12 protein-coding genes and 1 pseudogene are annotated in these 13,931 nt (G+C 59.2%); 5 read left to right on the top strand and 8 right to left on the bottom strand.

From position 1 onward, the window contains the following. Positions 1–75: 75 nt before the first annotated feature. Complete coding sequence (locus tag D4A92_RS11015) at positions 76–1,101, bottom strand: ABC transporter substrate-binding protein (RefSeq protein WP_203012958.1); 1,026 nt, start codon at positions 1,099–1,101, stop codon at positions 76–78. Here D4A92_RS11015 and D4A92_RS25230 point away from each other — a divergent pair. After that, entirely contained in the window at positions 1,100–1,222 is a 123-nt protein-coding gene (locus D4A92_RS25230; RefSeq protein ID WP_281435248.1) for a hypothetical protein, read from the top strand. The two genes, D4A92_RS11015 and D4A92_RS25230, sit on opposite strands and share 2 nt — an antisense overlap. Here D4A92_RS25230 and D4A92_RS11010 read toward each other — a convergent pair. Beyond that, on the bottom strand, positions 1,206–2,228 hold the full coding sequence (locus D4A92_RS11010) for an ABC transporter substrate-binding protein (RefSeq protein ID WP_203012956.1): 1,023 nt from the start codon (positions 2,226–2,228) through the stop codon (positions 1,206–1,208). The two genes, D4A92_RS25230 and D4A92_RS11010, sit on opposite strands and share 17 nt — an antisense overlap. A gap of 215 nt (positions 2,229–2,443) precedes the next feature. On the opposite strand from D4A92_RS11010, the gene D4A92_RS11005 reads away from it, so the two are divergent. Then, positions 2,444–3,184, top strand: coding sequence for a response regulator transcription factor (locus tag D4A92_RS11005; RefSeq protein WP_203012954.1), 741 nt, complete (start codon positions 2,444–2,446; stop codon positions 3,182–3,184). Further along, positions 3,181–5,330, top strand: a pseudogene (locus tag D4A92_RS11000) (sensor histidine kinase). The gene D4A92_RS11005 and the pseudogene D4A92_RS11000 overlap by 4 nt, the downstream one beginning before the upstream one ends. 346 nt (positions 5,331–5,676) lie before the next feature. On the opposite strand, the gene D4A92_RS10995 reads toward D4A92_RS11000, so the two are convergent. Together D4A92_RS10995 and D4A92_RS10990 are read right to left on the bottom strand one after the other, a co-directional pair. Continuing rightward, positions 5,677–6,762, bottom strand: coding sequence for an AI-2E family transporter (locus D4A92_RS10995; protein WP_203012951.1), 1,086 nt, complete (start codon positions 6,760–6,762; stop codon positions 5,677–5,679). A gap of 357 nt (positions 6,763–7,119) precedes the next feature. Further along, positions 7,120–7,353, bottom strand: a complete 234-nt coding sequence (locus D4A92_RS10990; RefSeq protein ID WP_203012949.1) for a DUF6894 family protein — start codon at positions 7,351–7,353, stop codon at positions 7,120–7,122. A 233-nt stretch (positions 7,354–7,586) separates the two neighbouring features. On the opposite strand from D4A92_RS10990, the gene D4A92_RS10985 reads away from it, so the two are divergent. Continuing rightward, positions 7,587–9,119, top strand: a complete 1,533-nt coding sequence (locus D4A92_RS10985) for a sensor histidine kinase (RefSeq protein WP_203012948.1) — start codon at positions 7,587–7,589, stop codon at positions 9,117–9,119. A gap of 46 nt (positions 9,120–9,165) precedes the next feature. Here the strand turns inward: D4A92_RS10985 and D4A92_RS10980 are convergent, their stop codons facing one another. Continuing rightward, entirely contained in the window at positions 9,166–9,681 is a 516-nt protein-coding gene (locus D4A92_RS10980) for a hypothetical protein (protein WP_203012946.1), read from the bottom strand. A 447-nt stretch (positions 9,682–10,128) separates the two neighbouring features. Here D4A92_RS10980 and D4A92_RS10975 point away from each other — a divergent pair, with 447 nt between their 5' ends. Continuing rightward, complete coding sequence (locus D4A92_RS10975) at positions 10,129–10,299, top strand: hypothetical protein (protein ID WP_203012944.1); 171 nt, start codon at positions 10,129–10,131, stop codon at positions 10,297–10,299. 44 nt (positions 10,300–10,343) lie between these two features. Here the strand turns inward: D4A92_RS10975 and catE are convergent, their stop codons facing one another. The 3 genes from catE to D4A92_RS10960 all read right to left on the bottom strand — a co-directional run bounded on the left by catE (position 10,344) and on the right by D4A92_RS10960 (position 13,648). Continuing rightward, complete coding sequence (gene catE / locus D4A92_RS10970) at positions 10,344–12,488, bottom strand: catalase (protein WP_203012942.1); 2,145 nt, start codon at positions 12,486–12,488, stop codon at positions 10,344–10,346. A gap of 91 nt (positions 12,489–12,579) precedes the next feature. After that, positions 12,580–13,083 (bottom strand): ferritin-like domain-containing protein, encoded by a 504-nt coding sequence (locus tag D4A92_RS10965; RefSeq protein WP_203012940.1) that lies wholly within the window; start codon positions 13,081–13,083, stop codon positions 12,580–12,582. A gap of 268 nt (positions 13,084–13,351) precedes the next feature. Then, the gene (locus D4A92_RS10960; RefSeq protein WP_203012938.1) at positions 13,352–13,648 is read right to left on the bottom strand and encodes a PRC-barrel domain-containing protein; all 297 of its coding nucleotides are present in this window, start codon (positions 13,646–13,648) and stop codon (positions 13,352–13,354) included. Between the last annotated feature and the right edge of the window lie 283 nt (positions 13,649–13,931).

The following is a 13,931-nucleotide window of genomic DNA, read 5'->3' as shown; positions in this document are numbered from 1 at the left end:
TCGACCTCATTCGTAAGTCTAGCAAAAGTGAGAGGGGCCGGCAGCCCGCAGACCGCCGGCCGGAAGGATGACGCGTCAGTTGGCGACGGCACCGATCTCACGATCCCAGCGCTCGAGCAGTGCCTTGCGCTTGTCCGGATCGCCATAGGTCTTGAAATCGTAGTCGATCAGCTTGATGTCCTCGAAGCGCGGCGCTTCCTTCGGAATTTCGGCTGTCTTGTTCGACGGAAGCTGGAAGGACTTGGCATCCTTCATGCGGGATTGGACCTCCGGCTTCAACGACCAGTCATACCAGGTCTTGGCATTCTCCATGTTGCGGGCGCCCTTGACGATCGACATCGAGCCGATCTCGTAGCCGGTGCCTTCGCAAGGTGCGATCGACTTGACCGGGAAGCCCTCAGCAGTCTGGGCGACCGCGTCATGCATGAAGACAATACCGAGGCCGATTTCGCCACGGGCAGCAGCCTTGACCGGCGCAGAGCCGGACTTGGTGTATTGCGAGATATTGGCGTTGAGGGACTTCAGATATTCGAAGGCCTTGTCTTCGCCCATGATCTGTACGAGCGATGCGAGTGCGGTGTAGGCGGTACCCGAAGAATTGGGGTTGGCGATCTGGATCTCACCTTTCAGTTCCGGCGCCAGGAGGTCGGCCCAGCAGACCGGTTCCTTATAGCCCTTCTGCTTGAAGATCTCGGTGTTGTAACCCCAACCGAGCGCACCGGCATAGACGCCGACGGTCTTGAAGCCAGAGCTCTCGGCCTGGCTCTTTGCCCAATCCTGCAATTGGTCGAGCATCGGCGACTTGTATTCTTCGGTCAGTCCTTCGGACGCCGCCTGCAGATGGGGGTCACCGGTGCCGGCCCACCAGAGATCAGTCTTCGGGTTGCGCGCCTCGGCCCGGATCTTGGCATAGGCCTCGCCAGAGGACATGCGCACCATGTTGACCTTGATGTCATGGGCCTTCTGGAAATCGCCTTGCATCTGTTCGCAGATGACGACGTCGGCGGCGCAGATGAGGTTAAGGTCGCCAGCGGCGAGCGCTGCGCCCGCACTTAGGCTGGTCGTGGCGAGAAAAAGGGTGGAAAGCACTGTCAGTCGCATGGGTATCCTCCTGTTTTTGCGTCTGATGGAAGTCGAAGAAAGCGGACAAGCCTTCGGCGGCAGCGCCGCTGAGGCGCAGTGGCAGATGGTCCTGTCTGAAGAAATCAGTTCGTCGGGTTGATCTCGCTATCGAAGCGGCTCAAGAGCCGACTTCGCTGTTCGGGCGAGCCGAAGGTGGCAAAGTCATAATCCACCATCTTGATCATCGAGATATCGGGGGCGGCGGGCGGCAGCACGGCCCGGGCATTGGATGGCACCTGGTTCTGGCCCGAAGCGGCGCCGGTTGCCTGACCTTCGGGGCTGAGCGCAAAGTCGACGAAGCGGCGTGCTTCTTCCAGATTGCGGCTGCCCTTGACGATGCTGACCGCACCGATTTCGTAGCCGGTGCCCTCGCAGGGCGCGACGATCACGAGCGGAGCGCCCGCCTCCTTTTGCGTGACAGCATCATGCATGAAGGAGATGCCGATGGTGATCTCTCCCCTGCCCGCCGCCTTGACCGGCTCGGCACCGGCCTTGGTATATTCGGTAATGTTGCGACCGAGTTCGCGCATATAGCCAAACGCCTCGTCTTCGCCGAGTAACTGAACAAGCGTCACAAGCGTTGTGAAAGCGGTGCCTGACGAATGCGGGTTTCCTGACAGGATATGGCCGCGATAGACGGGCTTGGCGAGATCCCTCCAGCAGTTGGGTGCCGGCAACCCTGCCGAAGAGAGAAGATCTGCGTTGTAGGCAAAGCCGAGCGCACCGGCATAGAGGCCAACGGCCGTGCCGCCAGACAAAGAGAGAAAGTTTCGCGCCCAGGGCAGAAGGTCTGCTTCCTGTTGGGGCCGATGGGGCTCAAGGAGCCCTTCATAGGCGGCCTGAAGGTGCGTTACCCCAGTTCCGCCCCACCACACATCGACCGTCGGCGCATCCTTCTCAGCCCGAACGTAGTCGAGTATCTCCCCGGTGCTCATCCGCGGCATGTTAATCGCCAGGCCGGTCTTAGCCTCGTAGGTCTTCTCCATGACGGCGCACCAGACCTCGTCAACACCGCACAGAATGTTCAGAGTGTCGGCTGCCCGGGAACCCGGAGCCGCGGCGAGGGTCACAAGTACCCCGGCGCCGAAGGCGGTCAATAACTTCACGTCGTCCTCCCTTGGAACCTCCCCGTTCCAATGACTGAAGCATGTCCATATCGGTTCCGGCTGGCAACCCGGAGAATGGTTACCGATCTTTCAACACGGCCGCCTCCATGCGTTTCAGAGATTTCAAATATTACAATTGTGACGTCAGGCGATAACCAGCAAATCTTTGGCGTTTTCTCCCTGCCCGGTTATGATGCCCATGGGAGGACTGCAACGTGTTGAACCAGAAGGTGAAAATTCTGATCGTCGAGGACGATCCGGATATGGCGGAGCTCATCTGCGATCTGGTGGAGGCAGAAGGCTGGATACCAGTGACCGCCCCATCTGCCGAAGCTGCACAGGAACGGATGCAGCATGAGACCGTGCAACTGGTTCTGGTCGACCACAATCTGCCGGGCCTTTCGGGCCGAGCCTTCGCGCAGCGTCTGAGGGCGCAGACCGATGTCGGCATCGTCATGGTGACGGCAGCAGGAAGTGCGACGGATCGGGTGCTGGGGCTCGAAACTGCGGCGGATGACTACGTGGTCAAACCCTTCGAACCGAACGAACTCACAGCACGGATCAAGGCCGTGCTCCGTCGGACCCATCCGCAACTTCGCCACGACAGGGAGAGTGAACGCGAGCAGGCGCCAACGGCGCTCAGGCTTGGCGAATGGGCCGTCGATCTCGGTCAACGCCGTGCCGTTTGCCTCGCCGATCCAACAAAGACGCTGACGGCAGCCGAGTTTGCCCTGCTAGAAATCCTCGCCGAAACGCCGAACACGCCTGTGAGCCGCGCCCAGATTCTCGACCGAATGGGCGCCGACTCTGATCGTTTCGTTGATCGCAACGTCGATGTCCTGGTGCTGCGTCTCAGGCGTAAGATCGAGCGGAACCCGGACCTCCCACGCCATATCCAGACCCGGCGCGGCAGGGGCTATGTCTTGCATACAGACGACGCTGGATTGGTGCCTTGATCAACCGCGCCTTCCTCTCCTCGATCGCCTTTCGATTGCCCTTCGCAATCGCCTTCATCTGCGTCTCGGTTCTCCTCCTGTCGACCGTCGCCATATATGGTCTACAGAGGGCACGCAGTGAAATGTCAGCCTACAGCGTGCAGGCCTTTTCGAGCCTCGCCAAGGCCTCGCTCGTCTCAAGACAAGTTTCCGACCTCGTCTCAAGTGCGCCGTTTCTGATGAATGCCACGTCGCCCTATCGCGTTTCCAGCGAAAGCCGCGCTGTGGTCGCGCAGGTTGAGGCGCTCCTGACGACCATGTCGCCGGATGAGGACGGCACTGGATTGCAGGGCTTTGAAGCACGCCGGATCATCAAACTACTTGAAAGTATCGAAGGGCAAACACTCGCACTGGCTCAGAACGCTGATGCGGCGCAAGCACACAAGGCTGAAGCCGCTGTTGCACTGGGAGAGATCGCGACCGCACGGGCCATTCAGGATCAGGATCTGCGCCAGCGTCTGAATGGCATCGCACAATCCGCATCGACATCGGACAGCCTCTTCCAGCTCGGAGAACTTCAACGACGCTTCGTGGCAGAGACGACCGTCCGAATGCAGGTACCGGGACCTAACTTGAGGGTATCGCCTGAGCAGCTTGAGCCCTACCGCAGGATCTTCGAGGCACAGACACGCTACCTCCTCGAAATGTTCACAATCCGCGCATCCGTCTCGCGCCTGCACACAGTCTCGCGTGATCTTTCGCAGGCGACGGAAACCCAGAGCGCGCTGGTGGCCAATGCGCTCAACCAAAACCTCGAATCCACATCCAGTGCCTTGCGGCAGTTGCTCGTGATGATCGTACTTGCATCCTTCGCAGTCGTCATCCTCGCTATCATCTCCATCCGCTCGGTCATGCGTGTTTCACACGGGATCGGAGATCTCTCGCGCGGCATGAACGCCCTTGCCCGCGGGGAGGGAAATGTCGGACCACCGCTCTATGCCGGGACGGAGACGGAACTGATCCGGTTGCTCGACGCGTTTCGCGCTTTCAAGGAGAGCGTCGATCGCGTGTCCCGTCTGAGACGCACGGCAGAAGCGGCTGCACGGACTATCCGATCGACATTCCGGTCGATGAATGAAGGGATCGCCCTCTTCGATCCGACAGGCCGACCGATCACCATGAACCGTCGTATCATCGAACTGATGCGGCAGACGGGCTCGTCGCGGAAGATGTCGCTGCGCCGGTTCGTTGGAACGGTCCCGGAGATCGATCCCCTTCTCATGCCAAACGAAAACGAGAGCGGCTCGCTCGTCGAGCGTCAGATGCTGCGGCACCGGTTCATCGACGACCAGGTGGTGGAGATTTCTGCATCAAGGCAACCTGATGGCGGCGTGGTCCTGCTCGCCCGCGATGTAACGGCCATGGATCGCCAGGAGATCGAGGCGGCCCGCGCCCAGCGCCTGGATGTGGTCATGCGCATGACGCATCAGGTGAGCCACGAGGTTGGCACATGATCGGCATCATCACCGGAAGTCTTGGCCTACTCGAGCGCGAACCGGGGTTCACCGAACGGCAGAAGCGCCACCTCGGGCGCATACGCAAGGCCGCTGAACGAGGGCGCGCACTCGCCTCCAGCATGTTATCCGTCGGCAGTCAGCAGCAGATCCGTCCAGCCTCGATCGAGGTTGCCACGATCCTTCAAGGGATGGCTGATGTATTGGAAATGGCAATTGGCACCCGCAATCGTCTGGAGCTGGAGCTTGGAGCCAATCTACCAACCGTCAGCCTTGATCCTGCGCTGCTGGAGCAATCAATACTCAACCTTTGCCTCAACGCATCTGCAGCCATGCCAGATGGCGGAGTGGTCCGCGTGGAAGCGCGGGGGGAGGCAGACACCGTGACCATCGCGGTCATTGACCAGGGTGTGGGCATGTCTCCTGAAGTCCTCGACCAGGCGATGGAACCCTACTTTACCACACGATCGAAAACCGGAGGGTCCGGCCTCGGGCTCGCCATGGTCTATGGGTTCGTCCGACAGTCCGGCGGTGAAGTCAGGATTACCTCTCGCTTAGGGGAAGGCACACGCGTGGAGCTTTGTTTCCTTCCGTCGAAGTCGGATACGACGTCTTGGCAGGCGGAACACGAGGGGGTCTGCGCTACCCAATGAAGGCGTTTAGCCTTGACCATTCAATAGGGGCAAGCACAATAAACCCTTGAAAAATGAAAGAATCCACGCCCTGCAGGCGAGCCATTCCATGTCGGTTCATGCTGGAAATCAGCGACTGTTTCTCACACGAGAAAGCGACGCCTTCTCAGGAACTTGAGCAAGCCTGACAACTGATGTCTGGCCATCCTTCCTGCTCGAAACGGGTTCCGCAGAATTGGCTGGGGACCCGCAGGTAGCGTCCGTACTCGGGGAGTGAAGAATAAAGCGGCGGAGTTGCGCTTGGCAGCAGCTCAGCCCCATTTGGGGGCATGTGCATTTTTTGGCGTTACGACATGTTCCGTGCGCTTCAACTGGCTCTCTGCTCGACGCTCGGGCCGACCGATGCCGATGGCGGTTCGTGTTGTTGAAGCGTGAAGAGGGACCATGCGGAAATGAAAAGGGCTGCAATCAGGGGCCCGATGACAAAACCGCTCAGGCCGAAGAGGGATATTCCGCCGACGGTGGAGATTAGGACGACATAATCCGGCAGTCTGGTCGCCTGACCCACCAGAGGGGGACGTAGGAGGTTGTCGATCAACCCTATGACGAAGGCGCCGATCACCACCATCACGATGCCCTTGATCCACGAGCCGATGAGGAAGAGCCAGATGGCAGCAGGCACCCAGACGATCGCGGCGCCGATCGCTGGCAGCATAGACAGGAAGGTCATGACAACGCCCCAGAGCAGTGCGGCCTCAATGCCGAGGGCCCAGAAGGTCAAGCCGCCGATCACGCCCTGAATGATCGCAATGATCACATTGCCGCGAACCGTGGCGCGGACAACGGCGGCGAACTTGTCGACAAACTGGCGCGTATAGTCATCACTGAGCGGAATGGAGTGACGCAGGGTTCGTGCCAAGGATGCGCCATCCCGAAACAGGAAGAACAAGAGATAGAGCATGAGCCCCATGCTGACGAAAAACTGCAGCGTGTTCTGTCCGAAGCTCAACACACCGCCGGCAATCGACTGGCCCGCCTCCATAAAACCTGATGACAGTCTCGTCCACAATTCGGAAAAGCCTTCCAGCTTGAGCGAGGTCAGCCAGTTGTCGACGAAGGTAGGAAGGATGGACTGAAGACGCAGCAGTTGGGCGTTCAGGTCGATTTCATTGCTGCTGATGCGCTGGTAGAGGCTCGAACCCTCCTGGATCAGGGATGCCAGAATGGCGAGTGCCGGCAGGATGACGAGGCAGATACACAGAAGCAGTGTCAGCAGCGCCGCGATCGTGGAACGGCCTCCCAACCAGCCTTCGAGCCGTTTGTGGACGGGAAAGAACAGGATTGCCAGGATGACGGCCCAGAGAACCGCAGTGTAATACGGTATGAGCAGCCAGAGGAAGGCCACCGTCACGATGACCAGGAGCACATAAAAGCTTGCTCTTTGGATGGACATTCTAGCGTGTTCTTTCTGTTGCGGCTCGGGAGAGGGAGGCGGCAATCTTCGCGGTCAGCTGTCGCCAGGACGTGCCGCACGACTGCGGTTAGCCGATTGTTCACTTTAGCCGCCGGCGCCGAAAGATCCATTCTTGGCCATCTCCGGATCCCTACATTGCCCGCGCTCGCCTCGATCGCCAGCATGACCGCAATGGACAGGTGCACACCATCACCGACCTCCTCTTGCGTCAAACCAGGCATGGCCCGTGCGGCTGTGAATTGCTGTCCCTACATCAGGTCTGCTCCTCCAGACTAGCCAAGCCAAAGCAGGAACCGGCCCTTGGTGATCACGAAGACAAAAAAGCAAACGCGGCCATCACATTTTAATGACCGACTGTAACGACACAACAGCCACAAGATCTCCGCCGGCAGTCATCACCTCAAGCTGTCGGCCATCTATGTTCGCGTCACCGACCACAGCCTCTACAACCATTTCCTTTGCAGCCGATATGGCTCCACATCGAGCCGCAGCGTCGTCCAAAAACTCGACACCTTCGACATCCAGCTCCAATTCGTTGCGCTCGCGAATGTGAAAGAAATATCTTTGCATTCACTTCAACGGCATTCCCTGTGGAAGGTTCCGATCCGGTCGCCGGGCGGATTTATAAGAGGTCTACGATGTGTGCGCAAAGCCGGCAACCAGCCGACAGAACTGCCTATCGCTTGGACTACTTCGTCGTGTCGGGTTGATAGGATCTCCGGCATGCCCTATCCTTCTGCTAATACAATACAAATTAGCGGGCCGGCTCGAGTATGAGCCGCACCGCAGGGCCGGGACAATTCATGGAGCGTTACGCACCGGGCAAGGCCCAGAAGTTCGTCGTCATGGCGATCGTGGCGGCGTGGGTGGGCTTTATCGCCCTGGCGTCCTCCTGGGCATTTCAGTCCTACCAAGCGACAGTCAAGGCCGCAGAGGAACGCGTTGCAACCTCCAGCCTTGTTGTCGCAACGCACGCGAAATGGATCTATGAGTTCGGCGGGCAAGCCACGCGGCGGCTTGCCGATCTCGTCGAATCTGGTCGGGCCCCGCTGCAGGTCAACACGGTACAGGACATCAAGGGCGCTCTGGAAGGACTGCCGGGAGCCGTCAAGGCCTATGTGGTCGCCGCTGATGGAAAAACCCTTTACTCGACTGACCCGGATCTGAAGCCAATCGACATCCGGGATCGCGAGTATTTTAGAGAGCTCGCAGCTGGCCGTGAGGAATATGTGTCCTCACTTCTGATCAGTCGACTCAGTGGCGAGCAGATCTTCGTATTCAGTCGCAGGTTCGAGCTAAACGGGGTTTTTGCAGGCGTCGTCACGGTATCGCTCTCGACAGATTTGATGGAGCCGATCTGGGAGGCCGTCAACCTCGGGGGTAACTTCGCCGTCAGCTTTATCAGAGATGACGGGCAACTCGTCGCGCGCTACCCCAAGCCGGAAGCCGGTCTCGATATGAGCGGCTATGTGCTTTTCACAGACTATCTGAAGCGCCAATCAAGCGGTACCTACACTGCTGCTGCATCACCGCTCGATGGTGTGCAACGGATCGTCGGATACAGAAAAGTGGAGGACACCCCCTTCGTCGCGGTCGCAGCCGCAGATCTGGGCGTACTCATGCGGCCCTTCTGGCACAACATCCAAGTTTTGTCGGTGGTCACCGCTCTCGCCTGCCTGGGTTCGGTCGCTGCAGGGTTTCGGATCAGAAGCCTGCTCCGCATCCAGGATGGCCAGGCAGCGGCGCTTCAAAACGCACTGGATAAAAATGAGCTTCTCCTGCGAGAGATCCATCATCGGGTGAAGAACAACCTTCAGTCCGTCATGTCGCTGATCCGCATCCATCTGAAGCCGGGAGAGCAGTCACAGGCCTTGAGTGACCGCATCAAAGCGATGGTCGCCGTGCACGAACTGATCTACCAGCACGATGCATTCGAAGCCCTTGACGCGGCCCAACTGGTCCGGCGGGTCACGGAGAACGTGATCTCTGCCTATGGTAGTGGGGTTGCCATCGACTTTGACCTTGCCCCGCTTTGCGTATCCAATGACCGAGCGACAGCACTTGCCCTGCTCGTCAACGAGGTCGTCAGCAACAGTCTCAAATACGCGTTCGGGGGTAAGGACAGCGGCAGAATCCAGGTCCGTCTCCACAAGGAAGAGACCGGCGATATGTCACTGCTCGAAGTGTCGGACAACGGGATAGGTTTCGACACGGCGGCAGCCGTCAGGGGCACCGGGACAAAGCTCATGGAAGGCTCCATCAGGCAACTTGACGGCAGCTACACCCTGGATGGCAGTGACGGCACCCATTTTTCCGCGCGAGTGAGGCTGATCTAGTCATTGCCTGCAATGACGATATTCGAGCGGGAGATACCTGACAGTATCAACCTCGACGCAGATCGATACGACTGGTGACGATCGACCGGCCGGTGGCGGGATCCGTATCGACAGTTGTCAGACGCATTCCGGAATCGCCGATCTTCTCGATCGTCATCTGCGCGCGACGGTCGCCATTGACCTCTTTCGCCCAGGTGATGCCAAGATTGATCTTGTCTCCGGCACGCTGTCCGCCCAGTCCCGCAGTACCGGTGCCAGCCCCGACATAAGAGCCGGCGTATCGCGTTCCGCTGGCCTTGAGATCGGCGCTGATGGCACGCGAGAATATCGCAAGGCTCGTACATCTTCCGTCAAGCGAGAGCGATTGGGGCGTCGTGGCCGACGTAAAGCTGCAGGTCACGTTTATCGGCGCGGAATTGGCCCGCACCTTGACTGTGCCCTTGCCGCTCCAGCTCCCGGCAATGGACTTCAGAAAGACGGGGTCCTCGGCATGGGCGATGCTTCCCGAGGCCAAGACGATCACCGTAGCGGCAGCGATGGACCTGGCAGAAAAACTGATCATGGACTTATCCTTCAATAGCGGACCACCGGCACACTGGTAGCGGCTGATTTCGCAAGAGGTTATGGGGCAACCTCTGGGGAGGCAGGAAGTTCCGGAAATTAGTCCTCTTCGGCATAAGCATAGAAGCAGTGTTCAAGCCGTCTCTGATTCAAAACGGGCACCATGAGGCAGCCTCGGCGCAAAGCCCGATGTGTATGATGGGCTTCACTTCATCAGTCCTGCCGCCCGCAATGCGTTCTCGATGACCTCTTGAATCCCCTGAGGCGTCTGTGGTTGACCAGGCTGCGACGGAGCGCCCGGTGCCTCTGACGCTGCAGGCGCTTCTCTCCGCTCGAAAGACGGGGTCAGGCCCCAAGCTCGCGCGATATGCACGGTCGAGGAAATCCCGGCATCGAGCATATGGGCGGTAGGCCGGCCGTATCCGGAGGCTGCATCGACGGGTGTTCCGTGACCCATTCCGACGATGCGGTAGTGCTCGATGGCATCGCGGCCGGATGCGTCTTTCCAGGTTTCCAGCGCGTAGCCGCCATCTGCTCCAAGCCCTATGATGACCTCACCATCACCGAAGCAATGGCGCGCCTGCTTGCGAGCGACGACCCGAAGGCCCGGTCGTTCTGAAGCAGAGACAATGGCTGGCCCCCATCAACTGGGGGCCGAACCGCTTACTTCGGTACGGAAGCCTTGCCCAGCTTCACGGACGGCTCTCGTCCCCAGACCCTGAGCTTGCCAAGGGACGATACGAACCCATCCAGCCCCTCCTCACCCGGCAATTCGATCACGCCTTCATCGAGGGTCTCCGCAATGCCGGCCTTTTCGAGAAGCGGCATGGCTGATGGGTCGAAGCCGATGAACTTGCAGTGCTGGAAGGCATCCGCCACAAAATCCCGTGCAGTTGCTTCCTTGACGAGGTCGTCCATTGCTTCGGGCGATGTCAGCAGCGCGACGGCATCGAAGAGAACCGATGGCCCGCCATCGATCATGTGGTGGACCTCGATCCAGCTCCCATCCGACGCCTTGACGCCGCCGACCTTCGGCGCGATCAGTTCGACAACTGCCTTTTCCTTAGTGATCGCCGCCGTCAGTCCCTTTAGCAGCTTCGCATCGACGCCATCGGTGATCAGGATGCCGAGCTTGCGGCCTTCGAAGCGTTGCGGCCCGCGTTCCACGATGCTGAGCGACGGTGCCGGCTCCAGATCTTGGCGCGTGGGCATCGCTGCATCCGCCGCTTTCGGCATCGACTTGAACCCAAGCTTCTGGGCCACGGTATTGGCCAGCGTCTCATCAATGTTGAGGAGATGGGAGACCATGCGCTCACGGATTACGGCGGTTTCCACCTTGCTCAGTTCGAAGGTCAGGGCCGTAGCGATATGGCGCTGCTCCGGGGGCGTCTGGCTGATGTAGAACTGCCGCGCCTGGCTATAGTGGTCGGCAAAGCTTTCGGGACGCAGACGTGCCTTGGTGCCCTGCTCTTCAGCCGGGAAATGGCGATAGCCGCGCGTCGGCGATTCCCGCGGCCCTTCGCCAAAGGAGTTGGGCTGGTAGTTCGCCCGCCCAACCGGATTGCGCATCGCCATGTGGCCATCCTGCTGGAAGGTCGCAAAGGGACATTTGGGCGCATTGATCGGCAGATGGGTAAAGTTTGGCCCACCCAGACGCTTCAGCTGCGTATCGAGATAGGAGAAATTGCGGCCCTGCAGCAGCGGATCATTGCTGAAATCGATGCCCGGCGGCACGTTCTGCGTCATGAAGGCGACCTGCTCGGTCTCCGCAAAGAAGTTGTCGGGCATGCGGTCGAGCACCAGCCGGCCGATGGCGACGGGTGGCAAGAGCTCTTCGGGAATGATCTTTGTCGGGTCGAGCACGTCGAAATCGAAGCTGTCGGCAAACTCCTGATCGAAGAGCTGAACCTGCAATTCCCATTCCGGGAAATTGCCGGACTGGATGGATTGCCAGAGATCGCGGCGATGGAAATCCGGATCGGCGCCGTTGATCTTGACGGCCTCGTTCCAGGCCACCGACTGGAGGCCCAGCTTCGGCTTCCAGTGGAATTTGACGAAGGTGGATTCGTCCTTTGCGTTGACAAAGCGGAACGTGTGAACGCCGAAACCTTCCATGAAGCGGAAGGAGCGCGGGATTGTCCGGTCCGACATGATCCACATGACCATGTTCATGCTCTCAGGCGTCAGGCTGATGAAATCCCAGAAGGTGTCATGGGCGGTCTGCGCCTGCGGGAAAGCCCGGTCCGGCTCCTGCTTGGCGGCATGGATCAGATCCGGGAACTTGATGGCATCCTGGATGAAGAAGATCGGGATGTTATTGCCGACGAGATCCCAGTTGCCTTCTTTCGTATAGAGCTTGACGGCAAAGCCGCGGACATCGCGGGCAAGGTCGGCGGAGCCCTTGTTGCCGGCAACGGTCGAGAAACGAACGAAGGCTTCCGTTCTCTCTCCGGGACGCTGGAAGAGATCGGCCTTGGTGTAGTCGGCAAGGGACTCGTAGGTTTCGAAATAGCCGTGCGCACCATAACCGCGGGCATGCACCACCCGCTCCGGAATGCGCTCATGGTCGAAGTGGAACATCTTCTCGCGGAAATGGAAATCATCCATCACCAGCGGACCACGTGGCCCAACGCGCAGCGAATTCTGGTCATCGGAAACCGGGCCGCCCTGAGCTGTCGTCAGCAGGGGCGCATCACCTTCGGCGATCTGATGCAACTCGCCGCCTTCGCCGCGCTGCATGGTCTGGTCGTGGATCTTGACCGTTGAAGTTTTGGGCCCCGCGGACCCACGGGTAGATGTCTTGGCCATAGAGAACTCCTGAAATCCCTGCTTGGATTGGGGATGGCTTGAAAAACAAAAGACCGCCTCAAAGGGCGGTCTTTCAGTCACTGAAGGCGGCTTAGCTGGCCTTCTTCATGCTCTTGACGTTCGCTGAGGCTTCGCCGAGAGCCGTCAGTTTCTCGTCGGTTGCAATCTCTTCCTGGAGATTGGCATCCAGCAACGGGATTGCTTCCTTCAGACCGAGCTGCTTGGCCCAGGCCTTGAGCGTGCCGTAGCGGGCGATTTCATAATGCTCGACAGCCTGTGCCGATGAGATGAGACCCGCATCAAGGGCAGCCGTGCCCTTGTAGTCTTCCATGATCTCTTCGCCCTCGGCGATGATGCCCTGGATGGCTTCGCAGGTCTTGCCGCGCGGCGACTTGCCGAGCAATTCGAACACCTGTTCCAGGCGCTCGATCTGGCCCTGGGTTTCGTCGCGGTGCTGCAGGAAGCCAGCCTTGCCCTCTTCGGACTGGGCTGCCCGCGCCATCTTCGGCAACGCCTTCAGAATCTGTTTTTCGGCGAAATAGATGTCCTTGAGCGTATCAAGGAACAGGTCGGACAAAGTCTTTTCGGTAGCCATTGGATTTCCATTCAAACGTTGTGAAGTATCAAGTGCCCAACCTTTCTCTGTCTCAATGGTTCCCGCTTTGCGGACCGGTGCGTCCTTCTGGCGCCAACAGCGAGGGCGGCCTCTCCCTCTGCGGAAACCGAAATTCCGACAGGTGGAGTCCGGGGACTGAGATGAGAATGACACGAGGGCTCCATACCCGGCTCAAGCGCGAAGACAATCAAGCCCGACGCAGTGGCCGGGCCTCACCTATCCGTCGCATCACACTGATGCGGACATCTCAGTGGCGGTGCTCAGGCATGTCCTTAAGCTGGTCCTTGGTCCAGGTTGTTACGGCATGGACGTCGCCATCTTCGTCACGCATGAAGTCCAGATCGGTCAGCGGTACGGCAACGGGCTTGGCTCCAATTCCAAGGAAACCACCGACATCGATGATCGCCTGACTACCGGCACCGGCGCCGTGGACATGATCGACCTTACCGACCTTGTGGTCGTCGGCACCATATACGGTCGCACCTTCCAGGACTGCTGGAGTAAGTTCGGTCGCGGCAAGACGGACGTGATTGCTGTGGTCCATGATTTCCTCCTGTTGTTGATGAATAGAGAAAACCCTTCGGAGGGAGATCTGTTCCCAAAAGGTATTCGGCGTCCTTTGTCGGTGCATCTCCGCTGTGGACGCTATTGTCCGCCTGACTCACGCAACGCTGGACGAGATCTATTCAAGACGTGAAGAAAATCGACCTTGCCATGGAACCTGTCGGCGCCCCGGACGTTCATTGAAGCCGAAATGTGCGGCGAGTTTTGACGGAAGCAGCATGACCCTCAACATTTCGGATTCGCATCAGGACATTTTCATCGGC

The organism is Rhizobium rosettiformans (assembly GCF_016806065.1).
Lineage (GTDB): Bacteria > Pseudomonadota > Alphaproteobacteria > Rhizobiales > Rhizobiaceae > Allorhizobium.
The sequence above is the reverse complement of the archived record's forward strand: the minus strand, read 5'-3'. Positions and strand labels throughout refer to the sequence as shown.

Bases quoted from the DNA above. Each gene is read 5' to 3' on its own strand.
- D4A92_RS25230 (WP_281435248.1), top strand. From the start codon at position 1,100: ATGGGTATCCTCCTGTTTTTGCGTCTGATGGAAGTCGAAGAAAGCGGA.
- D4A92_RS10960 (WP_203012938.1), bottom strand. From the start codon at position 13,648: ATGGACCACAGCAATCACGTCCGTCTTGCCGCGACCGAACTTACTCCA.
- catE (WP_203012942.1), bottom strand. From the start codon at position 12,488: ATGGCCAAGACATCTACCCGTGGGTCCGCGGGGCCCAAAACTTCAACG.
- D4A92_RS10985 (WP_203012948.1), top strand. From the start codon at position 7,587: ATGGAGCGTTACGCACCGGGCAAGGCCCAGAAGTTCGTCGTCATGGCG.
- D4A92_RS10965 (WP_203012940.1), bottom strand. From the start codon at position 13,083: ATGGCTACCGAAAAGACTTTGTCCGACCTGTTCCTTGATACGCTCAAG.
- D4A92_RS10990 (WP_203012949.1), bottom strand. From the start codon at position 7,353: ATGCAAAGATATTTCTTTCACATTCGCGAGCGCAACGAATTGGAGCTG.
- D4A92_RS11015 (WP_203012958.1), bottom strand. From the start codon at position 1,101: ATGCGACTGACAGTGCTTTCCACCCTTTTTCTCGCCACGACCAGCCTA.
- D4A92_RS10995 (WP_203012951.1), bottom strand. From the start codon at position 6,762: ATGTCCATCCAAAGAGCAAGCTTTTATGTGCTCCTGGTCATCGTGACG.
- D4A92_RS10980 (WP_203012946.1), bottom strand. From the start codon at position 9,681: ATGATCAGTTTTTCTGCCAGGTCCATCGCTGCCGCTACGGTGATCGTC.